Source organism: Rhodococcus sp. NCIMB 12038, from assembly GCF_002165735.1.
Taxonomy (GTDB): Bacteria; Actinomycetota; Actinomycetes; order Mycobacteriales; family Mycobacteriaceae; genus Rhodococcus_F.
This window is the reverse complement of record NZ_NHML01000014.1, coordinates 19,349-44,462: the sequence shown is the minus strand read 5'-3', so window position 1 is coordinate 44,462 and position 25,114 is coordinate 19,349. Positions and strand designations below refer to the sequence as shown.

Sequence of the window (25,114 nt, the reverse complement as noted above, 5' to 3'; positions counted from 1 at the left end):
CAGAGTGGAATGGCTACTCGACCCCCTGACGGTGTCCTTCGTCCAGCGCGCACTGCTCGCGGGCATGCTGGTGTCCGTCCTCTGCGGACTAGTGGGTACGTGGGTCGTGTTGCGGGGCATGGCCTTCATGAGCGAGGCCATCTCGCACGGCATGCTGCCCGGCGTGGCCGTCGCCTATCTCGCGGGCGCCAATCTCCTCGCCGGCGCGGCCGCCAGCGCGGTCGTCATGATCCTCGGCGTCGCGTGGGTCTCGAAGAACTCGCGACTGTCCGAGGACACCGGGATCGGCCTGCTGTTCGTCGGCATGCTCGCGCTCGGCGTCGTGATCGTCTCGCGCGCACGATCGTTCGCGGTCGATCTCACCGCCTTCCTCTTCGGTGACGTCCTGTCCGCGACGCTCGGCGACCTGGTCTGGCTCACCGCGGCGGCCGCTGTCGCCGGGATCGTCTCGGTAATCGCGTACCGCCCGTTCGTCGCCCTCGTCTTCGACGAACGCAAGGCCCACACCCTGGGGCTGCGGCCGCGGTGGGCGCACCTCGCCCTGCTCGCGCTGGTGGTCCTCGCCGTGGTGGCGTCGTTCCGCATCGTCGGCACCCTGCTCGTGTTCGGACTGCTCGTCGCGCCCTCGGCCACCGCGGCGCTGTTCGGCAGGTCGATCGGCGCCACGATGGCCATTGCCGTACTGCTCGGCTGGTCCGCGACACTCACGGGACTGATCGTGTCGTGGAACGCCGACACCGCCGCGGGCGCGACGATCGCCGGGATCGCCGTCCTCCAATTCTTCGTCGCCGCCGTCATCCGGTCGGCAACGCGACGACTCCGACCTGCCGTGTCACCCACCCCGATACCCGTTCGATAGATGGAGAGCCCGAATGCCGAACACGACCCTTGCCCGCGCAGCGGTAGCCGCGGTGGCCGCACTGACCGTCGGCGCCTGTGCGTCCCCACCGGAGGAGGCGACCTCCCCCGGCGGCCGAGGCCAACCGGGTAGCGACCTCGCCGCCGAGGCCGGATCCACCGAGGTGGAAGGGCCCGAACCCCGCCTCGTCGTGTCGGACGCCGACTCCGGCCGCGTGAACGTCCTCGACCTCACGACCGGCGAGACCCTCCGTTCGTTCGAGTTCGACAACCCGGCACAGGTGACGACGGTGAAGGACCGCTACGCATTCGCCGTCGACGGTACCGGCGGCGCCGTGCACGTCGTGGACGCCGGCACCTGGACCATCGACCACGGCGACCACACCCACTCGTACACCAAGGAACCGGTCGAACTCGGCGCCCTCGAGGGCGACGGCCCCGGGCGGGTGATCGTAGGCGACGACAAGGTCGCGACGTTCTTCGACGGCGACGGCGTCGCCCGGGTGATCGACTTCGCCGCGCTCCGCAAGGACGGCATCGACGTCGGCACGGTCGTGGAGGCCGACGCCCCGCACCACGGTGTCGCGCTGCCGATCGCCGACGGACTCGTGATCTCGGCGGCGGACGGCACCGGCCCGCTCGACCTCCACACCGCGGACGGCGGGTTCCAGCAGAGCTTCGACACCGCCTGCCCGAACCTGAACGGCGCGGCCGTGTCCGACACACACGTCCTGGGGGCGTGCGAGGACGGACTTTTCCTCGCGACCACCGCCGACGGCACCTGGACGTCGGAGAAGGTTGCGTACCCGGCGGGCGTCGGTGCCGCCACCCGTCCCACCGCGCTCCGCGGACACGACGGATTGCCGCTCCACGTCGCCACCGCGGGGCCCGCCGCCACCAACGACGGACTGCTGGTCTTCGATGTGCGCACCCGCGGGTGGACGCACGTCCGGACCCCGGATCGGGCGCTGGACGTCGCGCTCGCGGGCGACGGACGCTCGGTATTCGCCGTCCTCGCCGACGGCACCTTCCGCGTGTACGACGCGCAGTCCGGCGCGGAGACCGCGTCGTCCCGCGTCCTGGCACGCCCCTACGACACGAGCGACGCGTCCGCGACCCCACCGGTGATCGCCGTCGGCGGCACCCGCGCGTACGTGTCGGATCCCGCGTCGAAGACGGTGGCCGAGATCGACTTCCGGGACGATGCCCGGATCGCGCGCACCCTCGACGTGGGCGTCGCCGCGTCCACCCTCGGCGTGGTCGGGCTGTGACGAGGATGCGGCGCCTGCTGCCGCTGGCCCTCCTGGCCGCGCTCGCGGCGCTGCCGGTGACCGCGTGTATGCCGGGTTCGTCCGACGGGCCCGTCGTCGTGGTGACCACGAACATTCTGGGTGACGTGGTGCAGAACGTCGTCGGCGACCGGGCCGACGTGACGGTGCTGATGCCGAGGGGCGCCGATCCCCATTCGTTCGAGATCTCCGCCTCGGACGCCGCGCGGGTGGAACGCGCCGACCTCCTCGTGTCGAACGGACTCGGCCTCGAGGAGGGAATCGGCAACACCGTCGACACCGCGCGCGCGGAGGGCGTCCCGATCCTGCAGATCGGCGAGGCGGTGCGGCCGATCGAGTATCGCTCCGGAAAGTCTTCGGGCACCATGGATCCGCACGTCTGGACCGATCCGGACCGCATGCGGGACGCCGTCGCCCTGATCCGCGACGCGGTGATCGAACACGTGCCGGACATCGACGCGGATGCCGTCCGCACGAACGCCGAGGGCTACGCCCGGGAACTCGCGGAACTCACCGCCCGGATGACGGACAGATTCGCAACCGTCCCGCCCGATCGGCGCAAGCTGGTGACCAACCATCACGTGTTCGGTTATCTGGCAGAGCGTTTCGGCTTCGACACGATCGGGGCGGTGATTCCCAGCGGGACCACCCTGGCGTCCCCCAGTGCGTCGGATCTGTCGGACCTGGCCGCGACCGTCACGGCGGCGAAGGTCCCTGCGATCTTCGTCGACTCCTCCCAGCCCGATCGGCTCGCACAGGTGCTGGCGTCGGAAGCCCGCGTTCCGGTGGACGTCGTCTCGCTGTTCACGGAGTCGCTGGGTGAGCCCGGCTCGGGTGCGGGCACGTACATCGAGATGATGGATGCGAATTCCGTGGCGATCGTGCAGGGGTTGACGTGATCGATGCATCGCCACATGCACACTTACGACTTTGACAACCGTTTGCAACAAGGGGGTACTTCTCATGGGTGACCCTTTTTCGTAAACCCCGACCCACCGCCGTTGCCGCCGTTGCACTCTCGGCGGCACTTCTCACGTCCTGCTCCACCGACTCCGGCACGGCCGAAGCGTCCACCACCGACTCGGCGACGCCGCGACTCGCGCTGAGCTACGACGGCGGGGTGCTCGTCCTCGACGCGCAGAGCCTCGACGTGGTCGGTTCGGCCGAGATGGACGGCTTCACCCGGCTCAACCCCGCCGGCGACGACCGGCACGTGCTGATCAGCACCGGCAACAGTTTCACCGCCCTCGACACGGGAACCTGGACGGACGGCGGCAGCCACTACACCGCCGCACCCGCACTCACCGACGTCGCGTTCGAGGCGAAGACGCCCGGGCACGTGGTCCGGCACGGCGGCAAGACCGTGCTGTTCGACGACGGCACCGGACTGGTGCGCGTGTTCGACCCGGCCGCACTCGCCCAGGGCACCCCGGCCACCACCGAGTTCACGACCCCGGAAGCGCATCACGGTGTGGCCGTGGAACTCTCCGACGGCAGCCTGCTCACCACCGTCGGCAACGAGGACAAGCGCACCGGCATCGTCGTACTCGACCGCGCCCGCAAGGAGATCGCGCGCAACGAGGACTGCCCCGGCGTGCACGGGGAGGCCGTCGCCGCCGACGAGACAGTAGTCGTGGGATGCCAGAACGGCCTGCTGATCTACCGGGACGGCGTCATCACCAAGGTGACGAGCCCCGACCCCTACGGTCGCATCGGCAACCAGGCCGGCGACGAGAACTCCCCGATCCTGCTGGGCGACTACAAGACCGACCCCGACGCCGAACTCGAACGCCCCGAACGGGTCTCCCTCACCGACACCGCCACGGGACAGCTCACCCTCGTCGACCTGGGCACCAGCTACACGTTCCGGTCGCTCGGGCGCGCCCCAAACGGTGAGGCCCTCGTCCTCGGCACCGACGGCGCCCTGCACGTGATCGACCCGAACACCAAGGCCGTGAGCCGCACCGTCGACGTCCTCGATCCGTGGACCGAGCCGGACAAGTGGCAGTCGCCGCGTCCCGCGCTGTACGTGCAGGACCACACGGCCTACGTGACCGATCCCGCGAACAAGAAGATCCACACGATCGACCTCGACACGTGGGCCGTGTCCGGGCAGGCCGACCTGCCGGAGACCCCGAACGAGATCACCGGCGTGACGGGCTGAGCCGGGTCGTCAGTCCTGGGATTCGAGCGGTCCCAGTTCCGCGTCGAGCGCCTCCTGCACCACGGTCATCGCCGACAGGCCGGCGGGGGCACCGCAGTAGGCGCTCGCGTGGATCACCGCCTCGACGATCTCGGTGCGGGTCAGACCGTTTCGCAGTGCACCCCGCACGTGCCCCTTCAGCTCTCCGTGCGCACGCAGCGCGATGAGCATGCCGAGGTTGAGGAGGCTGCGGCTGCGCCGGTCCAGCCCGGGCCGATTCCACACGGCGTCCCAGACGTGCTCGGTGACGAACTCCTGCAACTGCTCGCTGTCGGTGCCCGCGGTCCGGGTGAGCGCCCGCTCGACGAAGTCGGGACCCATCACCTCACGCCGCACCGTCAGGCCTGCCTCGACGGCGGGGCTCCGTGTCGGGGGCACTTCACTGGTCATCGGCTTACTCCTGTTCACGGCGTCGACGTGGTCAGGAGTCACTCTACGAGTCGACTCGATCGGTGTGGACGACCGAGGTGACGTCGCGGGCGGAGTATGCGTGCGGGAGGTGTTCGAGCCCACCCTGGTAATCCAGTTTGCGCGGGAGCAGTCCGTCGGCCGGATTGACGACCACCCGAGTCCGGGACCGGGCGACCCACGACCGCCAGCGTCCGGGCCGCGACACGGGCGGGGTCGCGTCGCCCACCCGGACCACATGCGGCGTGCCGCCGAACCGGATCCTGGCGTAGCCGAGCGCGACCGCCAGGGCGTCGTGCACCCCGGCCGCCGTCGCAAGACCACGCTTCCCGGTGCTCAACCCGTGCCCGGGAAGGTCCACGACGACGACGTTCACGCCGTTCTCCGCCAACTCCACGGCGAGCGGCGTGAGGTACCGCGCGTGGAGTCCGGGCGGCGCGGGCAGTACGACGGTGGCTGCGCCGCCCGACCCTGCGGAGTGGACCTCGGCGTGCACGGCTCCGGTCGCCGCGGGAATCTGGACGTGTTCGAGCCCGCGGCCGTCGACGCCGACGAATTCGGACGCCGGCTCGAGCGCCGCCTCGCAGGCGATGCGGCGTTCCAGGGCATCCTCTCTGCGCAACAGGGGTTTCCCCTGCAGCAGGATCATGACGGCCGCCGACTCCCGGGCCGTCAGCGAGGGCGTCCAGCCCGTCGCCTCGGTGAGCCGCGTCGAATCGACGACGGTCTCGCCCGCGGTCACCCACTGACCGGAGAACGCGGTGAGCCCGAGCCGGAACAGGACATTTGCGGCCACGACCGCCGGTCGCTCGGGCACGTCGAACATCCGCTGTCCCTGCATCGCCGCGAGTTCGCGGACCCCCACCCAGTCCCTCGGACCGAGGTTGAACGGTCCCACCAGATCCTGCTTCACCGCGCGATGGAACGCGTCGGCCATGTCCCGCTGGTGCAGAAACTGATATGCCGCTTCGTCGGCGCGTGGGAACGCGCCGACCGGACCGGTGAGCTGGTCGATGCCGTCGTTGGAGAACGCGGGTCCGATGATGTAGGTGGGGCGCAGCATCGAGATCGCCATCTCCCCCGGATGGCGGCGCAGCCACCACTCGGCGTAATGCTCGACCTCCGCCTTGTCGTGGAAGTAGTACCGGTCGGGATCCCCTGCGGGATAAACATCTTCGGTCACCGGCTTCGGTCGCAGCTCCGGTCCGTACGCGTTGATGCTCGACGCGATCACGACGCGGAGCACTCCCGCCCGGTAGGCGGAGTCGACGACGTTGCGCGAACCCCTCAGGTTGATGTCGTGAGTGACCGCCTTGTCCCAGATCTCCTCCACCACGAACGCCAGGTGCACGACGGCCTCGCAGCCGCGGAACACGTCCTCGATGCCCGGGTCGCGGATGTCCATCCGGACGAACTCGAGTTTCGGATGCTCGATGGGCAGTTCCCGCCTGCCGAGCCCGATCACCGTGTCGATTTCCGGATCGTCCAGCAGCACGGGCAGGATCGCGGCGCCGAAATCGCTCGTCGCCCCGGTGACCGCCACCTTCATCAGGCCGCGGCTTCCGTGACGGTCTCGGAGATCACGTCCACCGCCCTCCGCAACTGGGCGTCGGTGTGGGTGGCCATGACGCAGAGCCGGAGCATCGCACCCGATCGGGGAACGGCGGGATAGAGTGCGGCACTGGTGAACACGCCCCTGTCGAACAACGTGCGCCAGAGGCCCATCGCCTCGAGGTCGTCGCCGATGTGAACGGACACGATGGGCGTCACCGTCTCACGGCCGCCGGGAAGTGGAGACAGCGCGCCCACCTCGAGACCGTTGTCCGCGAGACCGGACCGGAGGACGGCGGCGTTGTCCAGCGCCCGCCGCGCGCGTTGTTCCCCCTCCTCGCTGCGGATCAGCCGCACCGCGGCGAGGGACGCTCCCACCGCGGCGGGAACACCGGACGTCGTGAAGAGGAAGGCGCGGGCGTTCACCCGCAACGAGTCGAGGAGATCGCGGGACCCCGCGATAAATCCTCCCGTGGAGCTGGGACTTTTGGACAGCGAGGCCATCCGGATGTCGGTGTGGCCGTCGATGCCGAGCAGTTCGGCGGCGCCGGTCCGCTGCTCGCCGAAGATGCCGAGACTGTGCGCCTCGTCCACCATCAGGGCCGCGCCGTACCGGTCGCAGAGTTCGGAGACCGCGCCGAGTGGGGCGAGATCGCCCTCCATCGAATACAACCCGTCCACGATCACCAGCACCGCGCCGTCGTCATCCGCTGTTTCCCCGAGAATGGTCTCCAGGTGGGCGACGTCGTTGTGACGGAACTTGCGGATCGTCGCGCCGGACAGAGCACAGCCGTCCCGGATCGACGCGTGGGCGGCGGCGTCGACGGCGACGACGTCACCCTTCCCGACGACGGCACTGATGGTGCCCAGATTCGTTTGATAGCCGGTGGTGAAGACCATCGCGTCCTCGGTGCCGTGCCATTCGGCGATCTCCGACTCGAGGTCGAGGTGCAGGTCCATGGTGCCGTTCAGGAGCCGGCTTCCGGTGATCGCGCCGCCGAACGTGTCGAGGGCGTCCTGCGCTCCCCGACGGATGGCGGGATGATCGGCGAGACCGAGATAGTTGTTGGAACCGAGCATGATCCGGTCGGCGCCTTCCACCTGGACGACGGGTGCGGTGACGGACTCCATCACCCGGAAGTACGGACTCACGTCGGACTCGCGAACTGCCCGGAGTAGATCCACCCGGTCGTCGCCACCCAGCCTCTTGATCAACCTGTTCAGAGCCATCGATACCAACTCCTCGCGGTGTGCATGATCGGGATTACTCCGTTGATTCGGAGCGGTGGCCGATGCGGTTTGGTGGCGCCGACCAAACCACGACCACACCTCGCTCCGAATGTCCCTATGGATATCCCTGTTCCATCGATGTTTCGGGAAATCCGAAATGTCCGCGAATACATTCGAGGAGTGTCATGACCGCATTGATGGCCCGCGAACACGCAGCGCTGAAGTCCTACCTGCCCGACCTCGCCACCTACCTGGACGAGACACCACTGCTCACACTGGAAGGCAGAGACAGCGGGGCGATCAGGCGTTTCCGGGAAGCGGGCGGTACCGCGCTGACCATCCCGAAGGAGTCCGGTGGGCTGGGCGCCACCGCGCTGGAGTCCGTGCGCGTCCAACGGGCCATCGGCAGCAGGTCACCCTCGCTCGGCGATGACCGCCAGGAAGAAGGGCTCGAGCTACATCGTCAACGGCAGCAAGAAGCCGTGCAGTCTGTCGGGGTCGATGGACCTGCTCACCGCGAGCGTCGAGGTCGACACCGGGGAGAGGGCGATCGCACTGATCCCGGCCAACACGCCGGGGATCACGGTGCGGCCGTTCTGGGAGAGTTGGATCCTCGCCGGCGCCGAAAGCGACGAGGTACACCTCGAGGACGTCGAGATCCCGGCCGACCTCGTCCTGCTCAACGGCGCCGACGACCCGGACGGGCAACACGAGATGACCGGCTACCTGTGGTTCGGGATGCTCGTCACCGCCAACTACCTGGGTGCGGCGAGCGCGCTGCTCGAACGACTGCTGGCTGCAGGCAAGGACGACTACGAGGGGTACGTGCGCGCCGCCGCGGACGTCGAGAACGCCATGGGCGCCGTCGAGAACATCGCCCGCGCGGTGGACGAGGGCGAACGCGGACAGGACATCTCGGTGCGTCTCCTCCTCTCGCGCATCGCGATTCGCGACGCCCTGGTCCGCGCGTCCTCGGCGGCCGTCGAGTCGCTCGGCGGGATCGCGTTCATCAAGTCCTCCGACATCGGCTACCTCACCGCCGCCGTCCACGCGTTCGCGTTCCACCCGCCGTCGCGGCGGTCGGTCTCCGAATCGCTCGCAAAGTTCCACGCCGGGGACGAGTTCGCCTTCGTCTGAGCGTGCCGCGGCCCGGGCTGTCGGTGATCGGGACTATAAAGGTCTCCGAACCACCGACCGCCGGACCAGGAGCTGTGATGCCCACCGAACACGACGTTCGCGCGATGATGCTGGCGTTGCCGGAGGCGCACGAGGTGGTGATCGCGAACTGGGGCGACCAACCGACGTTCCGGGTGCGCAAGAAGATGTTCGGCCTCGTCGGGTACGGCGCCCCCACCGTCTGCCTCAAAGCGACGAAAGAAACGCAGGCCGCGCTGCTGCAGGAGGATCCCGACGTGTTCCTGGTCGCACCGTTCTTCGGACGGTGGGGCTGGATCGACGTAGTCCTCGACCGCGTCGACTCCGAAGAACTGGCCGAACTCGTCGAGGAGGCGTGGCGTCTCACCGCCCCGAAGCGGGTCGTGGCGGCGTACGACGCGGGGCGCGCTACCCCTCGTCCGTCTTGAACCGGCCGAGTTGGTGGCGCAGCGCCGTGTCGAGGTCGGGCCGCCGGAACCGGTGGCCGCGGCCCTCGAGTTTGCCGGGGGTGACGCGCTGATCGGCGAGGGCGAGTTCGCGCGCACCCTGCTCCCCGAGCAGCAGTTTCGGGCCGAAATCGGGTACCGGAAGGAAGGCCGGTCGGTGCAGCACCGACGCCAGGACGGCGGTGTACTCCTCGTTGCGAACAGGATTCGGTGCCACCGCATTCACCGGGCCGCTCAACCCCGAATCCACGACGGCACGGTGGTAGACGTCGATCAGATCGTCGATGTCGATCCACGACAGCCACTGGGTTCCGGCGCCCAGGCGACCTCCGAGTCCGACCTCGAACAGCGGCCGCTGCAGGCGCAGCACACCGCCGCTCGGGGACTGGACGATCCCGGTGCGGACGTGCACCACCCGCAGTCCGGCGTCCGCTGCCGGCGTCGTCGCGTCCTCCCAGTCCGCGACGACGTCGGCGAGGAAGCCGTCGCCCCGCGCATCCTGCTCGTGCAGCACCTCGTCGCCGCGGTCGGGCCCGTAGTACCCGATCGCCGACGCACTGACGAACGTCTTCGGTCCCCTCCCGGACGCGGCCGCCACCTCCGCGAGTCGCCGCGTGGGTTCGATACGACTGTCCCTGATCGCCCGGCGATGACCGTCGGTGAACCGCCCCGCGATGGACGCGCCTGCCAGGTGGATCACCGCGTCGACGCCGTCGAGCAGATCCGCGGCGGGCGCATCCGGGTTCCAGCGCCGCTCGTCGGGGGTACTGGGAGCGCGGCGCACGAGACGGATCACCCGGTGCCCGCCCGTGCTCAGGAACGCGGTCAGGGCGGAGCCGACGAGCCCCGAACTTCCCGTCACCGCGATGGTGAGGGGACCGGGCAGGAGCGTGGACGCCCAGTGGTGCCGGGCCAGGTCGTCGGCGAGTTGGCGGTGCCGGTAGACGAACGTCGACCGGAGGAATTGACCGGGCACGACGGTGTCGACGCGGTCGGTGACCCGGGTCCGGCCCTCCGACACGACGTCGAACGTGTGCGTGTGCCGCCACGGCACCAGCAGGCGCAGCGGCAGGGCGGCCGAATAGTCGACGAACCGGTGCGGAGGGTCGTATTCCTTCGCGTCGTGCTGCGCGACCCACTTCAGGCCACCGGGCATGCGCAGTTCGGCACGACCCGATTCCAGAGACTCGGATTCCTTCGCGAGACTGAGCGGCTGCCACGGCGGCGAGAGCCGGGTGAACGCCCCGGCCCTCGTGTGCCAGGCGAACAACTCGTCCCGCGCGGCCTCGACCACACTCGAATGCACGATGCCCATGACCCGACCATAGTCGCGACAGGCCGCGCGGCGGTGACAACGACGGGTAGCGTGTGGGAATGACGCAGTTACGTGTACTGGTCACCGGAGCCACCGGATACATCGGCGGACGCCTCGCTCCCCGGCTCTCGGAAGCCGGCCACCGGGTGCGGGTGCTGGTGCGTTCACCGGAGAAACTGACCGACGTTCCCTGGGCGTCCGACGTCGAAATCGCCCGCGGCGATCTGAGTGACCCCGAATCCCTTTCTGCCGCTTTCGCGGACATGGACGTCGTTTACTACCTCGTGCATTCGATGGGAGGGTCGGACGAGTTCGAGAAGGCCGAACGCATCAGCGCGGAGAACGTGGCCGAGGCGGCCCGCACGGCCGGTGTCGGCCGGATCGTCTACCTCGGCGGACTGCATCCCGATTCGGCGGATCTCTCGCCGCACCTGCGGTCCCGCACCCAGGTGGGACGGATCCTCGTCGACTCCGGTGTCCCCACAATGGTTCTGCAGGCCGGGGTGGTCATCGGCTCCGGTTCGGCATCGTTCGAGATGATCCGCCACCTCACCAACCGGCTCCCCGTAATGACGACGCCGCGGTGGGTGAACAACAAGATCCAGCCGATCGCGGTCCGCGACGTGCTGCACTATCTCGTCGCCGCGGCCGACGCGCCGTTGCCGCACAGTCGGACATTCGACATCGGTGGTCCCGACGTCCTCCGCTACGGCGAGATGATGCAGACGTACGCCGAGGTCGCCGGTCTGCGGCAGCGTCGCATCCTCGTCCTCCCGGTGCTGACCCCGAAACTCGCAGGCCTGTGGATCGGTTTGGTCACCCCGATCCCCCGCTCACTCGGGCGGGCACTGATCGAATCGCTCCACAACGACGCCGTCGCAGGCGAGCACGACATCGACAACGTGATCCCGCCGCCGAAGGCGGGGCTGACGACGTACCGGGACGCCGTCCGACTGGCGTTGCGGCGCATCGACAACGGCGAGGTGGAAACGACGTGGGCCAGTGCGTCCCCGGTCGGCGCCCCCTCCGATCCGCTGCCGTCCGACCCCGACTGGGCAGGTGAGGTCGTCTACACCGACGAACGCACCAAGGACTGCGACGCCGACGCCGCAACGCTGTGGACCGTCGTCGAGAGCATCGGCGGCGAGAACGGCTGGTACTCCTTTCCACTCGCGTGGTCCGTGCGCGGCTGGCTCGACCGCGTCGTCGGCGGGGTCGGACTCACCCGCGGACGCCGGAACCCCAAGCAGCTCAACACCGGTGACCCCCTGGACTTCTGGCGGGTCGAACGCATCGACCGGGGGTCGCTACTCCGGCTACGCGCCGAGATGCGGGCACCGGGCGGGGCGTGGCTCGAATGGACCGTCCACAGTGTGGATCCCGACCGGTCCCGGCTCGATCAGCGCGCCATCTTCTTCCCGAAAGGCCTGGCCGGGCGGCTGTACTGGTACTCGATCCTGCCGTTCCACGGAATCATCTTCAAAGGAATGATGGAGAACATCACCGGGTCGGCAGCCCGTCAGACCGTGCAGAGCGGCTGAATCCCCTCTCTGCCACCGCTGGTCGGGGACGTCAGCAACAGGCACGAATTGTAGCCCCGCGATTCCACCACCTGCCGGATCTGCTGCCACCCCGCGTCGTCGACCGCCGGGGTGCGGGACAGCACAAATCCCGACAGCCGGGCCGGGTCACCGACCAGCGCCCACGAATAGTCGTCGGCGATGTACGTAACCACGTAATTGGTGGGACCGTCCGCCGCACTCTGGAACGGCACGTCCGGGAAACTCACGTGGAGCTGCGCATTGGTGACCGGATCGTTGACGCGCGCGTTGCCCCTGATTCCGTTCGGCCCACCCGCCCACGTGGTGCACGAGTTGGCCACGCTGACGTTCGACGGGTCGAGCAGTCCGTACGTCGCCCTCGTATCCCACGCGCAGTCGAGGTTGAACGGCTGTGGCACAGCGGCCAACTGATACCACGTGCCCAGGTACCTCTGGACGTCGAGGGACGGAACGGGTGCGAGCGCACCGGGCTGCGCCTGTGCCGGAGTGGCTACCAGCACCGCCGCCGCTGCGGCCGTCAACAGTCCTGCGGCGAATCCACGTGCCTTCGAGAATGTCATCTCTGTCCTTTCGCGTTCGTGCCCTATCCGAGCATTCGTTACCGCTCCGCGATAGGGCATTCGGCGCCGCTCCCGGATCGGATGGGTCGATACGGGGAAAACCTTCGACCCATCCGCTTCGGAGACTGCTCCGAATGCCTGTCGATGGTGCTCCCCCGCACCCACACCGGAGAGAGGCAATTTCTGATGAAGATCACCACACGAGTCCTGGCAGTCGCCGCGAGTACGTCCCTGGTCCTGCTGGGCGCGGCGTGTTCGTCCGACGACAGCGACTCGTCGAGCAGCGGCTCCGCTTCGGAGGCGATGACGTCCGAGTCGATGTCGTCCGGTTCGATGACCTCGTCCGCGATGGCCGATCCCGCCGCCAACCTGGTCGGCCCGGGCTGCGCCGAGTACGCGAAGACGGTGCCGGACGGTGCCGGTTCGGTCAGCGGCATGGCGCAGGATCCGGTTGCGACGGCCGCATCCAACAACCCCCTGCTCACCACGCTCACCGCCGCGGTGTCCGGTCAGCTCAATCCGCAGGTCAACCTCGTCGACACGCTGAACAGCGGGCAGTTCACGGTCTTCGCGCCGGTGGATGCCGCGTTCGCGAAGGTCGACCCGGCCACAATCGAGACCCTCAAGACCGACGCCGCACTGCTCACCAAGGTCCTGACGTACCACGTGGTTCCCGGCCAGATCGCGCCGAGTGACATCGCCGGCGAGCACACGACCGTCGAGGGCGGCACGGTCACCGTCACCGGTTCGGGTGACGACCTGAAGGTCAACGACGCAGGCGTCATCTGCGGCGGCGTCCAGACCGCCAACGCCACGGTGTACCTGGTCGACTCCGTCCTGATGCCCCAGTAGGCACGCACGTCTCACGGTTTCACCGCGCCCGGCGGCATCGGTTCCACACCGATGTCGCCGGGCTGCCCCACGTGAGCGGGAAAGCGTGATCCGGCACGCTTTCCCACTCACGTGGGGGTGCGGGGTCCGCCCATCCGATGCAAAGTCAGCTCCGAATAATTGATATGGACAGAGGCTCACCCATCGCCCCGGCATACGTGCTCGTGCTGCCCGGCGGCAAACCACGCAGTCAGGACCCGTCGCGCTGCTGGCACCTGTCGAACCTGCGCATGATCTGGTTGGCCCGGTCGCTGAGGTCGACGCTCGGACCCCACGGCATCGCCGTGCAGCGGCTGCAGTACCGGGTCCGCGGATGGAACGCCCCCGAGGCCAGCCCGGTGCACGACGCCCGGATCGCCCTCGAGCGCGCCCGACTGCGGTTCGGGGACGTCCCCGTCGCCGTCGTGGGGCATTCGATGGGCGGCCGCGTCGCCGCTCACCTCGCCGACAATGAGAACGTCCGGGCGATCGCTGCCCTCGCACCCTGGTGGCCCGAATCCGACGGCGACCGGGTGCCCGCCGACCGCAGCCTGATGGTCGCGCACGGAACCGCCGACCGCTGGACGGACCCCGTCGCCTCCCGGGCCCAGACCGAACAGGCACTGGCGCGCGGCGTGAACGCCTCCTGGCATCCGCTCTCCGGAGCCGGCCACTTCATGCTCACCCGGCCGTGGTGGTGGCATCGCATCACCGCCGATTTCGTTCTCGACGCCTTCGTCGCGGAAGGCGTCGTCGCCGCACCGACAGACCGGAAAGCAGGTCGCCATGCATGATTCGGAGAAGCTGGAACGCAGGAACGTCGCCGTGATCGGCAGCGGCGTCGCGGGATTGACCGCCGCCTACGTTCTGTCCCGCCACGACCGCGTCACCCTCTACGAGTCCGACGCCCGTCTCGGCGGCCACGCCCACACCCACCACCTGACGCTCGACACGGGTGTGGAGGTGGACGTCGACACCGGCTTCATCGTGCACAACGACCGCACCTACCCCACCCTGCTGCGACTGTTCGCCGAACTCGACGTGACCACCCAGGATTCGGACATGTCGATGTCGATCCGGTCCGACGTGACCGGGCTCGAGTACGCGGGCGCGAAAGGCCTGCGTGGACTGTTCCCGACCGCTCGCAATCTGACCCGGCCACGTTACTGGCGCATGCTCGGCGAGGTCCTCCGGTTCCACCGCTGCGCCCGGACCGTGCTCGACACCCCCGCCGGTGAGTCCGGCGGGCAGGAACCGCTGGGTGAATTCCTGGGCCGCAACGGTTTCAGCCCGTACTTCGTCGAGAACTTCATGACCCCGCTCGTCGCGGCGGTGTGGTCGTGCGATCCCGCGACGGCCGCGCAGTACCCAGCCCGCTACCTGTTCACCTTCCTCGACCATCACGGAATGCTCACCGTCTTCGGCTCACCCACCTGGCGCACCGTGACCGGCGGGTCCGCCCGCTACGTCGAGAAGGTGGCGGCACACATCGACGAGATCCTTCTCGACACGCCCGTGCAGCAGGTGGAGCGCACCCCGGACGGCGGCGCATGCGTCGTCGACGGCCGCGGCGACGTCCGGTACTTCGACGCCGTGGTGGTGGCCGTGCACCCGCGTCGGGCGCTCGCCATGCTCGGCGACGCCTCCGATCTCGAGGCGGAGATCCTGGGCGCCATGCCGTATTCGGTGAATCACGCGCAGTTGCACACCGACGTGTCACTGCTCCCCCGCGCCGAGCACGCCCGGGCGTCCTGGAACTACCTGACACCTGCCGACGGCAGGGACGCGGCAGGTGTCGTCGTCACCTACGACATGACCCGGCTCATGCGCCTCGACACGGTGCGCGACCGGCGGTTCCTCGTCACGCTCGGCGGGCAGCACCTCGTCGACCCGTCGAAGGTCGTGGCGGAGATGACGTACGAGCATCCCGTCTACACCCCCGATTCCGTCGCGGCGCAATCGCGGTTGCACGAACTCGATTCCGGCACGTTCGCTTTCGCCGGCGCCTACCACGGCTGGGGGTTCCACGAAGACGGGGCGCTCTCGGGACTGCGCGCCGCCGAACGTGTCGGTGGCTCGTGGGATGCGCGGACGGCCCGACCGCACGAACGGGAGACGGTGTCATGACCGCGCCGGCGATCTACTCGACGAGGATCCGGCACGCGCGCACCGAACCGGTCCGCAACAGTTTCGAGTACACGAGCTACAGCTGGTACGTCGACGTGGACGCCCTTCCGCGCCTCCCCCGGTGGCTCGGACCGTTCGCCCGCTTCCGCGCCGAGGACCACTTCGAACCGGATCCTGCCGCCGCCGCGGACACGCTGCGCAGCAGGGTCGATGCGTTCCTCTCAGGGCACGGAGTCGACCTCCGCGGCGGCCGGGTCACGGCTCTCGTCAACGCGCGGGTGCTCGGCTACGTGTTCAACCCGCTCAGCGTGTACTGGTGCCACGACGCCGACGGCAGCCTGCGATGCGTGATCGCCGAGGTGCACAACACGTACGGTCAACGGCACAGCTACCTGATCCGGCCCGACGGCGACGACCGCGCCGAGGTGGACAAGCAGTTCTACGTCTCACCGTTCAACGACGTGAGCGGGCGCTACGACATGCGGTTCCCCGAGCCCGGCGACACCCTCTCCCTGAACGTGGTTCTCCACCGCGACGGGCACGGACCGTTCACCGCGACGGTGCGGGGATCGCGGCAACCGGCCACCAGCCGGACCGTTCTGAAGACTCAACTACGCACTCCCCTGGCACCTCTCGTGGTGTCGGCTCGTATCCGCATCCAGGGAATCACATTGTGGGCCCGTGGACTCCCCGTCATGGCCCGGCCCGACGGCCGTCAGAAGGAGACAGTTCAGTGAGAAGGAACAAGGACACCGGCACGGACGGGTCGCCTGCCGTGAGCACGGCCGGCCAGGGATTCGCCGACGAGGAGTTCACCGGTGAGGACCCGCGGATCGACAATCGGATCTGGCCCGGGCTGGCCGACGTGCCGACCGGTGTGCGTGCCGCGGCGTCGGCGAAGGTCGCCGACCGGCTGTTCCGCCGCGCGGCCGCCGACCTCGACGTCCGCATCGAGTATCCCGACGGCACCCTGGTTGGGGCACACCGGGAGCAGGAAATCTTGCCCCGCATGATCATCCGCAATCCCGACGCGTTCGCCCGGCGGGTCGGAACGAGCGGCCTGATCGGTTTCGGAGAGTCCTACATGGCCGGCGACTGGACGTCGCCGGACCTCGCCGCAGTGCTCAGCGTGTTCGCCTCCCGGATGGCGACGCTCATTCCCCGCCCGCTGCAGCGTCTGCGCGCACTGTATGTCGCCAAACACCCGGCGCAGGAACGTAACACCGAGCAGAACACTCGCTCCAACATTTCCCGGCACTACGACCTGTCCAACGAGCTGTTCGAGACGTTCCTCGACGAGACGCTGACGTACTCGAGCGCACTGTTCTCCTCGACGCCGACGCGCGTGGGGCAGGTCCGGGACGTGACCATCCTGCGGGCGCCCGTCCCGCAAGTCACCCCGAAGTGGGACGACTTCGCCGACGCGCAGCGCCGCAAGATCGATCGGCTGCTCGACGAGGCCGGCGTCGGCGCGGGCACCCGGTTGCTCGAGATCGGGACCGGCTGGGGAGAGTTGTGCATCCGGGCGGCGGAACGCGGCGCCGTGGTCCGCTCCGTGACGTTGTCCAGCGAACAGCAGAGCCTGGCCCGCCGGCGCGTCGCCGAGGCCGGACACTCGGACGCCGTGCAGATCGATCTGCTCGACTACCGCAACGTCGACGGCGAATACGACGCCATCGTGTCCGTCGAGATGATCGAAGCCGTCGGGCACCAGTACTGGGCCACTTACTTCCGGGTGCTCGACAAGCTGCTCGCCCCGGGCGGAAGGGTTGCGCTGCAGGCGATCACCATGCCGCACGATCGGATGCTGCAGACCCGCAACACCTATACCTGGGTGCACAAGTACATCTTCCCCGGCGGATTCCTCCCGTCGACCGAGGCGATCGAATCCGTCACCGCCGAACACACCGGGCTGCGGGTGCGGGAACGCCTGAGCATGGGACAACACTACGCGGAGACGCTACGGCTGTGGAAGGAGCGGTTCGCCGCGCACAGCGCGCAGGCGGAGGAACTCGGATTCGACGAGACGTTCCGCCGGATGTGGCATTTCTACCTCTGCTACTCGGAAGCCGGGTTCCGCTCCGGCTACATCGACGTCCAGCAGCTCGTCCTCGACAAGACGGGAGCACGACCGTGACCGTTGCCGCCGAACTCGACAAGGCGTTACGTCCGCTCGTCCGCGGCGAACTGCCCGTGCACCTGACCGCGTGGGACGGCAGCACCGCCGGCCCGGCGACGGCGCCGAAGGTGGTGCTGCGCAGCCCCGACGCCCTGCGTCGATTGCTGTGGAGCCCGGGTGAACTCGGGGCCGCGCAGGCCTACGTGACGGGTGAGATCGACGTCGAGGGCGACCTGGGTGAGGCCCTGGCCCACGTGTGGGCGGTGGGCCGCGAGCGTGGGCTGAGCGGAGTGCGGCCGAGCCCGTCGACGATCGCGAAGGTGCTGCGCGTCGCCGCGAAATTGGGCGTCGTGGGCGGCCCCCTGCCCGCACCCGCCACGCAGGCGAACATCCGCGGCCGGCTGCACAGCGTGCTCCGCGACCGCGCCGCGATCAGCCACCACTACGACCTCTCCAACGATTTCTACTCGCTGATTCTCGACCCGCAGATGGCCTACTCCTGCGCGTACTTCACCCGGAACGCGCCGGGCGCGCCGCAGGATCCGGACTACCGGCTCGAGGACGCGCAGCGGGACAAGCTGGACCTGGTGTGCCGCAAGGTCGGGCTCGAACCCGGCATGCGGTTGCTCGACGTCGGCTGCGGCTGGGGGTCGCTGAGCCTGCACGCCGCATCCGCGTACGGCGCCCGGGTCGTCGGGGTCACGATCTCCCGGGAGCAGAAGGCCTTCATCGACGCGCGGATCGCCGAACGCGGGTTGCAGGACCGCGTCGAGATCCGACTGCAGGACTACCGGGAGGTCCCCGACGGGCCGTTCGACGCCGTCGCCTCCCTCGAAATGGGCGAGCACGTGGGCGAGAAGAACTACGCCCGGTACGCGCAGGCCCTCTACGACAACGCGAAGCCCGGTGCGCGGGTGCTGATCCAGCAGATGTCGCGCACCGGACGCCATCCCGGCGGCGGCCCGTTCATCGAGTCGTTCATAGCTCCCGACATGACCATGCGTCCGGTCGGCGAGAGCGTCGCGTACCTCGAACGAGCCGGGCTCGAGGTGCGCGACGTGCATGGCCTTCGCGAGCACTACGTCTGGACCGTCGACGCGTGGCTGGAGCAGTTCGAGTCCCGCTGGGACGACGTCGTCGCGATGGTCGGGCTGGAGATGGCCCGGGTGTGGCGGCTGTACCTCGTCGGCGGCGGGATGAGCTTCGCGCAGGGCCGCATGGGTGTCGATCAGATCCTGGCCGTGAAGCCGACCGCGGCGGGCCAGTCGCTGATGCCGGCGGTGCGGGGCGATGCCACCCCCGCAGTGCAGGCCGACGTCACAGGTTCCGGCGTGCTCCGATGAACGGATTCGATTGGTCGGATTTCGGCGCCGTCACGGCGGCGAGCCTGCTCGTGCTCGCCGTCCTGCAAGCCGCGACGTTCCTCGTCGGCCGCCGGATCGGGCGCTACAACGTCGTCGACGTGACGTGGGGCCTCGGCTTCGTGCTGGTGGCGTTCGTGGCGGCCGTCCTCGGCGACGGCGACACACTCCGCCGGTGGCTGATGTTCGTCCTCGTCGCGGTGTGGGGTCTGCGGCTGACCTGGCACATGTACACCAAGTCCGCCGGAAAGGGCGAGGACCCGCGGTACGAGGAGATGCTCGACCGGGCCGGCGGCGACTCGCCGGGCGTCGTCGTCAGGAAGATCTTCCTCACCCAGGGCCTCGCGCAGTGGTTCGTCTCGCTACCCCTGCAGGTGTCGGCCGTGCTCGGTCCGGCGTCCGGAATCGGCGCGGTGGCCGTGGTGCTCGGTCTGCTCCTGTGGGTGCTCGGCGTCGTGTTCGAATCGATCGGCGACCACCAGTTGAAGACGTTCAAGGCCGACCCGTCCCACAAGGGCGAGATCATGGATGTCGGCCTGTGGGCGTGGACGCGGCACCCGAACTACTTCGGCGACTCCTGCGTGTGGTGGGGGCTGTGGCTGATCGCGGCGAGCGTGTGGCCCGGCGCCGTCACCGTGCTGTCCCCCGTGGTCATGACGTATTTCCTGGTGTTCGCGACGGGGGCGAGGCTGCTCGAAAAGTCGATGTCGCAGCGCGCGGGCTACCCCGAATACCAGCAGCGAACCAGTTACTTCCTTCCCCTGCCGCCGAAGCGGTGAGCACCGTGCCGGCATCGCTCGCGCCTCCCCGGGTCCTGTCCTGGTCACACCGGCCGCAGCCTGCTATTAAGCTGTGGATCGATGAGCGGAATGGGCCGATGACCGGCGTCGACAGGGACACGGAGAACGTGACGCTGACGGCGTTGCTGGCGCGTATCTCGCGCGGCGAGCGGGATGCGTTCAGCGACTTCTACGAACGCACCAGCACGCGGGTGTACGGCATGGTGCTGCGGGTGCTGCGCGATCCCGGATACAGCGAGGAAACCACGCAGGAGGTATACCTGCAGGTCTGGAACAACGCGGCAAAATTCGACCCGAAGCAGGGGTCGCCGCTGTCGTGGCTGATCACCCTCGCCCACCGCCGCGCCGTCGACCGGGTGCGGTCCGAGCAGTCCGGATCCGAACGCGAAGCCGCCTACGGCGCCTCGAGTTGGTACGGACCGTTCGACGCGGTGTCGGAGGAAGTCACCCGGCGGGGCGACACCAGCGACGTCGTCGACTGCCTCGGCACGCTCACCGAAGTCCAGCAGCGGACCGTGGTCCTCGCGTATTACGGGGGGCTGACCTACCGGGAAGTGTCGGAGCGGTTGTCCGTGGCGCTTCCCACGGTGAAATCACGAATTCGAGACGGATTGATCAGGCTCAAGCAATGTCTGGGGGTGCAGTTCGATGGATGAATCCCAGCACGACATCCTCGACCTCGCTCAGGTGTATGCACTCGACGCCGTCGACGATCAGCAGCGCCACGAGATCGACACCGCGATCCAGAGCGCACCGCCGCACATTCGGCTCGAATTCGACAACGCTGTGCGCGGGGTGCAGGAGACGATGGCCGCCCAGTCCGCGTCCACCGCGGTCGACCCGCCCGACTACCTGCTCGGACGCATCCTCGACGCCCTGCCCGGCACCGCCTCGGCACCCGCGCCGGTGGCGCTGGACGAGGTTCGTGCGCGCAGGCGCAGGCGCCTCCTCGGCGCTCTGAGTGCGGCGGCCGCCGTGATCGTCCTCGCCGTCGGTGGCATCACCGTCGCGCAGCAGTTGCAGAGCGACGAAACCCAACCCGTTCCCGCGCAGATCCTCGCGGCCGACGACGTCCGCACGGCGGCAGCGCCGATCGCCGGTGGCGGTTCGGCGACCGTCGTGTACTCCAAGGACGTCGACGCCGGACTGCTGGTCATGAACGACGTCCCACCGCCCGAGCCCGGTTCGGTCTATCAGATGTGGTTGCTCGGGCCGTCCCACGAACCGGTGTCGGCCGGGATCATGGAGGCCGACGACGTGGCACCGTCGACGACCGCAGTCGTGAACGACATCGACCAGTCGACGGCGCTCGGGTTCAGTGTGGAACCGCCCGGCGGTTCCACCCAGCCCACCGGCGACATCTTCGCGACGGTGAACCTCACCTGACAGGTGAGTGGCAAAGTGTGCTCCCGCACGCTTTGCCACTCACCTGTCGGTCTGTCGGGCGCTGTCGGTCAGGCGTTGGCGGCTTTGTATTCGCGGCGGCGGCGGTGCAGGATCGGTTCGGTGTAGCCGGAGGGCTGCCGTGTGCCGTCGAGGATGAGTTCCTTGGCGGCCTGGAACGCGATGTTGGTGTCGAAGTCCGGGGCCAGCGGCCGATACGTCGGGTCNCCCTNGTTCTGCCGGTCCACCACCGGCGCCATCCGCTGCAGGGAGGCGACGACCTGGTCGGCGGTGACCACGCCGTGCCGGATCCAGTTCGCCAGCAGTTGGCTGGAGATGCGCAGGGTCGCGCGGTCCTCCATCAGGGCGACGTCGTGGATGTCGGGGACCTTGGAGCAGCCGACGCCGGCGTCGATCCACCGGACCACNTACCCGAGGATGGACTGGCAGTTGTTGTCGAGTTCCTCCTGCTTCTGCTCCTCGGTCCAGTCGGTGTTGGGGGCGAGGGGGATGGTGAGGATCTGTTCGAGGGTGGCCCGCGGCGCCCCCTTGAGCCGGTCTTGGACGGCGAACACGTCGACCTGGTGGTAGTGGGTGGCGTGCAGGGTNGCCCCGGTCGGCGACGGCACCCACGCGGTGTTCGCGCCGGCCTTGGGGTGGCCGATCTTCTGCTCGAGCATCTCGGCCATCAGTTCGGTCATCGCCCACATGCCCTTNCCGATCTGCGCCTTGCCCTGCAGCCCGGCGGCCAGACCGACATCGACGTTCCAGTCCTCGTAGGCGGTGATCCAGGTCTGCTGCTTCATCTCGGCCTTGCGGATCATCGGCCCGGCCTCCATCGAGGTGTGGATCTCGTCGCCGGTGCGGTCGAGGAACCCGGTGTTGATGAACACCACCCGTTCGCGGGCCTCGTGGATGCAGGCGGCGAGGTTGACGGTGGTGCGCCGTTCCTCGTCCATGATCCCCACCTTCAANGTGTTGGCGGGCAGGTTCAGGACCTGCTCGACGCGGCCGAACAGTTCGGTGGTGAACGCGACCTCGTCGGGGCCGTGCTGTTTGGGTTTGACGATGTAGATCGACCCGGTGCGGGAGTTGTCCAGCGGCCCCGACGCCTCCGACCTACTGAGCCCGTGGATGGCGCNNAGGGAGGTGAGGAGGGCGTCGAGGATGCCCTCGGGGACCTCGGTGCCGTCCGGGTGCAGGATCGCCGGGGTGGTCATCAGGTGGCCGACGTTGCGGACGAACAGCAGCGACCGCCCGTGCAGGGTCAGATCCGACCCGTCGGGGGCGGTGTAGGTGCGGTCCGGGTTCAGCCGGCGGGTGAACGCCTNGCCGCCCTTGGTCATCTCCTCGGTCAGATCNCCCCGGTTNAGGCCGAGCCAGTTGCGGTAGCCGACGACCTTGTCGTCGGCGTCGACGGCGGCGACGGAGTCCTCGAAGTCCATGATGGTGGTGACCGCGGATTCGAGGACNACGTCCTTGATCCCGGCCCGGTCNGTGGACCCGATCGGGGAGGTGGGGTCGATCTGGATGTCGGCGTGCAGGCCGTGGTTGCGCAGCAGCACGCTGGTGGGGGTGGCCGGGTCGCCGAGGTAGCCGACGAACTTTTCGGGGTCGGTGAGGGNGGTGACGGTGCCGTCGGCCAACTCCACCCGCAGCGTGTCCCCGTCGACGGTGTAGCGGACCGCGTCGGCGTGCGAACCGCCGGTGAGGGGGGCGGCGGTGTCGAGGAACGTCCGGGCCCAGGCGATGACCCTGTCGCCGCGGACCTGGTTGTAGGAGGTGCCCGGTGCCGCGCCGCCGTCCTCGGGAATGGCGTTGGTGCCGTACAGGGCGTCGTACAGCGACCCCCAGCGGGCGTTGGAGGCGTTCAGGGCGAAGCGGGCGTTGAGGACCGGGACCACCAGCTGCGGGCCGGCGGTCGAGGTGATCTCGGTGTCCACGTTCGCCGTNGACACCGTGAACGGGGCCGGGGCGGGCACCAGGTAGCCGATGGAGGTCAAAAACTCTTGGTACTCGGCCGGGTCGGGGGTGCCGGNGTGGTCGCGGTGCCACCGGTCGATCTGCGCCTGCAGCTCGTCGCGGGTGGCGAGCAGGGCCCGGTTCTTCGGTGCCAGGTCCTCGAACACCTTCACCGCACCCGACCAGAAACCGTCGACGTCGATCCCGGTCCCCGGCAACGCCTCCTCGTTCACGAAGTCNTAGAGCACCTTCGCGACCTGCAGACCGCCGACCTCAACACGCTCAGTCATGAAATGACTCACCTTCCGCACTTGGCAAAACTTCCACGATGCGAAAACACAGTTTCGTATCTTGACATAGAGAAAACCGTGTCCATCGAGTTCTGTCAATAGCGGACGGCCGTACGGTTAAATTTCCCATCCGATCAGTGGTCTTCCTCGCCGATTCGATGGACGTGGATCAGGTTGGTCGAACCGATGGTGCCAGGCGGTGACCCCGCGACGATGACGACCAGATCGCCCCGCTGGTACCGGCCCAGGCCGAGGAGCGCGTGGTCGACCTGGTGGATCATCTCGTCGGTCGACGCGACGGGGTCGACGAGGAACGTCTCGGTCCCCCACGTCAGCGCGAGTTGAGCACGCACTTCGGGGAGCGGGGTGAACGCCAGCAACGGCAACGGGGTGTGCAGGCGCGCCATCCGGCGCACCGTGTCGCCCGACTGCGTGAACGCGACGAGGGCCGCGGCGCCCAATCGTTCCCCGATGTCGCGGGCCGCGTAGGACAGCACTCCGCCCTTCGTGCGGGGTACGTGCCCCAGCGGCGGAACGTGCGTGGATTTCTCCTCCACCGCGCTGATGATGCGGCCCATGGTGCGGACCGTCTCCATCACATGCTTGCCGACGGACGTTTCGCCAGACAGCATCACGGCGTCGGCACCGTCGAGGACGGCATTGGCCACGTCGGACGCCTCGGCGCGGGTCGGCCGCGAATTCTCGATCATCGATTCGAGCATCTGCGTCGCGACGATCACGGGTTTCGCGTTCTCGCGGGCGACCTGGATGGTCCGCTTCTGCGCGAGCGGCACCTGTTCGAGGGGTAGTTCGACGCCCAGGTCGCCGCGGGCGACCATCACCGCGTCGAATGCGAGCACGATGGCCTCGAGGTTGTCGACGGCCTCCGGTTTCTCGAGTTTCGCGATCACGGGGACTCTGCGGCCGACCCGGTCCATCACGGCATGGACGAGTTCGATGTCTGCCGCCGACCGCACGAACGACAGGGCGATGAGGTCGACACCGAGACGCAGTGCGAACTCGAGGTCGGCGATGTCCTTGTCCGACAGGGCCGGAACGGACACGTTCATCCCCGGCAGCGACACCCCCTTGTTGTTGCTGACCGGACCGCCCTCGGTGACCCGGCACACCACGTCGTTGCCGTCGACGCCGGTGACGATCAGTCCGATCTTGCCGTCGTCGACGAGCAACCGGTCGCCCGGTCTGGCGTCCTCGGCCAACTGCTTGTAGGTGGTGGACACGCGGTCGTGGGTGCCCTCGCACTCGTCGACGGTGATCCGCACGACGTCGCCGTCGGCCCAGACGGTGCAGCCTTCCGCGAAGCGCCCCAATCTGATCTTGGGCCCCTGGAGGTCGGCGAGGATGCCCACCGCCCGGCCGGTACGTTCGGATGCGTCGCGCACCCGGTTGTAGTTCGCCTCGTGATCGGCATGTTCGCCGTGGCTGAAGTTGAGCCGGGCGATGTCCATTCCGCAGTCGACGAGTTCGCGTATGCGATCGCCGGTGGCCGTCGCGGGCCCGAGGGTGCACACGATCTTCGCGCGCCGGGCCGACGCGGCGCCCTGCAGACCCGGGGTATCGAGATGTTCGAAAACTGGTGCTGTCATAGGATTTTCGATTCCGTT

At 68.6% G+C, this 25,114-nt stretch carries 23 protein-coding genes; 16 read left to right on the top strand and 7 right to left on the bottom strand.

What is annotated here, in order from left to right; genetic code table 11:
• The first annotated feature begins 4 nt into the window (after positions 1-4).
• From aztB to aztD, 4 genes are all read left to right on the top strand, one after another.
• Positions 5-859, top strand: a complete 855-nt coding sequence (gene aztB, locus CA951_RS21775) for a zinc ABC transporter permease AztB (protein ID WP_087558799.1) — start codon at positions 5-7, stop codon at positions 857-859.
• Positions 860-872: 13 nt separating this feature from the next.
• Positions 873-2,129, top strand: coding sequence for an ABC transporter (locus CA951_RS21770; protein ID WP_087558798.1), 1,257 nt, complete (start codon positions 873-875; stop codon positions 2,127-2,129).
• Positions 2,130-2,134: 5 nt separating this feature from the next.
• A complete protein-coding gene (gene aztC / locus CA951_RS21765) occupies positions 2,135-3,046 on the top strand; it encodes a zinc ABC transporter substrate-binding protein AztC (RefSeq protein WP_087558797.1) in 912 nt (303 codons plus the stop codon).
• 68 nt (positions 3,047-3,114) lie between these two features.
• Positions 3,115-4,311 (top strand): zinc metallochaperone AztD, encoded by a 1,197-nt coding sequence (gene aztD, locus CA951_RS21760; protein WP_087558796.1) that lies wholly within the window; start codon positions 3,115-3,117, stop codon positions 4,309-4,311.
• A gap of 9 nt (positions 4,312-4,320) precedes the next feature.
• Here the strand turns inward: aztD and CA951_RS21755 are convergent, their stop codons facing one another.
• The 3 genes from CA951_RS21755 to CA951_RS21745 are packed head-to-tail and all read right to left on the bottom strand — an operon-like array spanning position 4,321 to position 7,539.
• Positions 4,321-4,740: a carboxymuconolactone decarboxylase family protein gene (locus tag CA951_RS21755; protein WP_087558795.1), complete on the bottom strand. Its 420-nt coding sequence runs from the start codon at positions 4,738-4,740 to the stop codon at positions 4,321-4,323.
• Positions 4,741-4,783: 43 nt separating this feature from the next.
• Positions 4,784-6,307: an NAD-dependent epimerase/dehydratase family protein gene (locus CA951_RS21750; RefSeq protein ID WP_087558794.1), complete on the bottom strand. Its 1,524-nt coding sequence runs from the start codon at positions 6,305-6,307 to the stop codon at positions 4,784-4,786.
• Positions 6,307-7,539, bottom strand: coding sequence for an aminotransferase class I/II-fold pyridoxal phosphate-dependent enzyme (locus CA951_RS21745; RefSeq protein ID WP_087558793.1), 1,233 nt, complete (start codon positions 7,537-7,539; stop codon positions 6,307-6,309). Before CA951_RS21745 ends, CA951_RS21750 begins: the two co-directional genes overlap by 1 nt.
• A 429-nt stretch (positions 7,540-7,968) precedes the next feature.
• Here CA951_RS21745 and CA951_RS21740 point away from each other — a divergent pair, with 429 nt between their 5' ends.
• A complete protein-coding gene (locus CA951_RS21740; RefSeq protein ID WP_256974025.1) occupies positions 7,969-8,676 on the top strand; it encodes a hypothetical protein in 708 nt (235 codons plus the stop codon).
• A 77-nt stretch (positions 8,677-8,753) separates the two neighbouring features.
• Complete coding sequence (locus CA951_RS21735) at positions 8,754-9,122, top strand: MmcQ/YjbR family DNA-binding protein (protein ID WP_043824596.1); 369 nt, start codon at positions 8,754-8,756, stop codon at positions 9,120-9,122.
• Here CA951_RS21735 and CA951_RS21730 read toward each other — a convergent pair.
• Positions 9,103-10,455 (bottom strand): TIGR01777 family oxidoreductase, encoded by a 1,353-nt coding sequence (locus CA951_RS21730; protein WP_087558792.1) that lies wholly within the window; start codon positions 10,453-10,455, stop codon positions 9,103-9,105. The two genes, CA951_RS21735 and CA951_RS21730, sit on opposite strands and share 20 nt — an antisense overlap.
• Positions 10,456-10,514: 59 nt before the next feature.
• Between CA951_RS21730 and CA951_RS21725 the strand changes: the two genes are divergently transcribed.
• A complete protein-coding gene (locus tag CA951_RS21725; protein ID WP_087558791.1) occupies positions 10,515-11,996 on the top strand; it encodes an SDR family oxidoreductase in 1,482 nt (493 codons plus the stop codon).
• On the opposite strand, the gene CA951_RS21720 is transcribed toward CA951_RS21725, so the two are convergent.
• Positions 11,975-12,577 carry a lipocalin family protein gene (locus CA951_RS21720; protein ID WP_087558790.1) on the bottom strand — a complete coding sequence of 201 codons (603 nt, stop codon included), beginning with the start codon at positions 12,575-12,577 and terminating at the stop codon, positions 11,975-11,977. The genes CA951_RS21725 and CA951_RS21720 overlap by 22 nt on opposite strands.
• Positions 12,578-12,763: 186 nt before the next feature.
• Here CA951_RS21720 and CA951_RS21715 point away from each other — a divergent pair, with 186 nt between their 5' ends.
• From CA951_RS21715 to CA951_RS21675, 9 genes are all read left to right on the top strand, one after another.
• Positions 12,764-13,429, top strand: a complete 666-nt coding sequence (locus CA951_RS21715; protein ID WP_087558984.1) for a fasciclin domain-containing protein — start codon at positions 12,764-12,766, stop codon at positions 13,427-13,429.
• Positions 13,430-13,593: 164 nt separating this feature from the next.
• Positions 13,594-14,241, top strand: a complete 648-nt coding sequence (locus CA951_RS21710) for an alpha/beta hydrolase (protein ID WP_087558789.1) — start codon at positions 13,594-13,596, stop codon at positions 14,239-14,241.
• The gene (locus CA951_RS21705; protein ID WP_087558788.1) at positions 14,234-15,574 is read left to right on the top strand and encodes an NAD(P)/FAD-dependent oxidoreductase; all 1,341 of its coding nucleotides are present in this window, start codon (positions 14,234-14,236) and stop codon (positions 15,572-15,574) included. The genes CA951_RS21710 and CA951_RS21705 overlap by 8 nt, the downstream gene beginning before the upstream one ends.
• Positions 15,571-16,311 carry a DUF1365 domain-containing protein gene (locus CA951_RS21700; RefSeq protein ID WP_087558787.1) on the top strand — a complete coding sequence of 247 codons (741 nt, stop codon included), beginning with the start codon at positions 15,571-15,573 and terminating at the stop codon, positions 16,309-16,311. The genes CA951_RS21705 and CA951_RS21700 overlap by 4 nt, the downstream gene beginning before the upstream one ends.
• Positions 16,308-17,711, top strand: coding sequence for a class I SAM-dependent methyltransferase (locus CA951_RS21695; protein WP_087558786.1), 1,404 nt, complete (start codon positions 16,308-16,310; stop codon positions 17,709-17,711). Before CA951_RS21700 ends, CA951_RS21695 begins: the two co-directional genes overlap by 4 nt.
• Positions 17,708-19,036, top strand: coding sequence for a cyclopropane-fatty-acyl-phospholipid synthase family protein (locus tag CA951_RS21690; protein ID WP_087558785.1), 1,329 nt, complete (start codon positions 17,708-17,710; stop codon positions 19,034-19,036). Before CA951_RS21695 ends, CA951_RS21690 begins: the two co-directional genes overlap by 4 nt.
• Positions 19,033-19,833, top strand: coding sequence for a DUF1295 domain-containing protein (locus tag CA951_RS21685; RefSeq protein ID WP_087558784.1), 801 nt, complete (start codon positions 19,033-19,035; stop codon positions 19,831-19,833). Before CA951_RS21690 ends, CA951_RS21685 begins: the two co-directional genes overlap by 4 nt.
• 98 nt (positions 19,834-19,931) lie before the next feature.
• On the top strand, positions 19,932-20,510 hold the full coding sequence (locus tag CA951_RS21680; protein ID WP_087558783.1) for a sigma-70 family RNA polymerase sigma factor: 579 nt from the start codon (positions 19,932-19,934) through the stop codon (positions 20,508-20,510).
• On the top strand, positions 20,503-21,240 hold the full coding sequence (locus CA951_RS21675; protein ID WP_087558782.1) for an anti-sigma factor domain-containing protein: 738 nt from the start codon (positions 20,503-20,505) through the stop codon (positions 21,238-21,240). The genes CA951_RS21680 and CA951_RS21675 overlap by 8 nt, the downstream gene beginning before the upstream one ends.
• Before the next feature lie 68 nt (positions 21,241-21,308).
• Here the strand turns inward: CA951_RS21675 and CA951_RS21670 are convergent, their stop codons facing one another.
• Together CA951_RS21670 and pyk are read right to left on the bottom strand one after the other, a co-directional pair.
• A complete protein-coding gene (locus CA951_RS21670) occupies positions 21,309-23,489 on the bottom strand; it encodes a malate synthase G (protein WP_087558983.1) in 2,181 nt (726 codons plus the stop codon).
• Between the two features lie 134 nt (positions 23,490-23,623).
• The gene (gene pyk / locus CA951_RS21665; protein WP_087558781.1) at positions 23,624-25,096 is read right to left on the bottom strand and encodes a pyruvate kinase; all 1,473 of its coding nucleotides are present in this window, start codon (positions 25,094-25,096) and stop codon (positions 23,624-23,626) included.
• Between the last annotated feature and the right edge of the window lie 18 nt (positions 25,097-25,114).

What these genes read in the sequence shown, in the direction of transcription:
- CA951_RS21700 (WP_087558787.1), top strand. Translation starts at nt 15,571, where the DNA reads ATGACCGCGCCGGCGATCTACTCGACGAGGATCCGGCACGCGCGCACC.
- CA951_RS21680 (WP_087558783.1), top strand. Translation starts at nt 19,932, where the DNA reads ATGACCGGCGTCGACAGGGACACGGAGAACGTGACGCTGACGGCGTTG.
- CA951_RS21685 (WP_087558784.1), top strand. Translation starts at nt 19,033, where the DNA reads ATGAACGGATTCGATTGGTCGGATTTCGGCGCCGTCACGGCGGCGAGC.
- CA951_RS21705 (WP_087558788.1), top strand. Translation starts at nt 14,234, where the DNA reads ATGCATGATTCGGAGAAGCTGGAACGCAGGAACGTCGCCGTGATCGGC.
- CA951_RS21770 (WP_087558798.1), top strand. Translation starts at nt 873, where the DNA reads ATGCCGAACACGACCCTTGCCCGCGCAGCGGTAGCCGCGGTGGCCGCA.
- CA951_RS21730 (WP_087558792.1), bottom strand. Translation starts at nt 10,455, where the DNA reads ATGGGCATCGTGCATTCGAGTGTGGTCGAGGCCGCGCGGGACGAGTTG.
- CA951_RS21710 (WP_087558789.1), top strand. Translation starts at nt 13,594, where the DNA reads ATGGACAGAGGCTCACCCATCGCCCCGGCATACGTGCTCGTGCTGCCC.
- CA951_RS21715 (WP_087558984.1), top strand. Translation starts at nt 12,764, where the DNA reads ATGAAGATCACCACACGAGTCCTGGCAGTCGCCGCGAGTACGTCCCTG.
- CA951_RS21740 (WP_256974025.1), top strand. Translation starts at nt 7,969, where the DNA reads ATGACCGCCAGGAAGAAGGGCTCGAGCTACATCGTCAACGGCAGCAAG.
- CA951_RS21745 (WP_087558793.1), bottom strand. Translation starts at nt 7,539, where the DNA reads ATGGCTCTGAACAGGTTGATCAAGAGGCTGGGTGGCGACGACCGGGTG.
- CA951_RS21750 (WP_087558794.1), bottom strand. Translation starts at nt 6,307, where the DNA reads ATGAAGGTGGCGGTCACCGGGGCGACGAGCGATTTCGGCGCCGCGATC.
- CA951_RS21755 (WP_087558795.1), bottom strand. Translation starts at nt 4,740, where the DNA reads ATGACCAGTGAAGTGCCCCCGACACGGAGCCCCGCCGTCGAGGCAGGC.
- CA951_RS21675 (WP_087558782.1), top strand. Translation starts at nt 20,503, where the DNA reads ATGGATGAATCCCAGCACGACATCCTCGACCTCGCTCAGGTGTATGCA.
- CA951_RS21720 (WP_087558790.1), bottom strand. Translation starts at nt 12,577, where the DNA reads ATGACATTCTCGAAGGCACGTGGATTCGCCGCAGGACTGTTGACGGCC.
- aztC (WP_087558797.1), top strand. Translation starts at nt 2,135, where the DNA reads ATGCGGCGCCTGCTGCCGCTGGCCCTCCTGGCCGCGCTCGCGGCGCTG.
- CA951_RS21735 (WP_043824596.1), top strand. Translation starts at nt 8,754, where the DNA reads ATGCCCACCGAACACGACGTTCGCGCGATGATGCTGGCGTTGCCGGAG.
- pyk (WP_087558781.1), bottom strand. Translation starts at nt 25,096, where the DNA reads ATGACAGCACCAGTTTTCGAACATCTCGATACCCCGGGTCTGCAGGGC.
- CA951_RS21725 (WP_087558791.1), top strand. Translation starts at nt 10,515, where the DNA reads ATGACGCAGTTACGTGTACTGGTCACCGGAGCCACCGGATACATCGGC.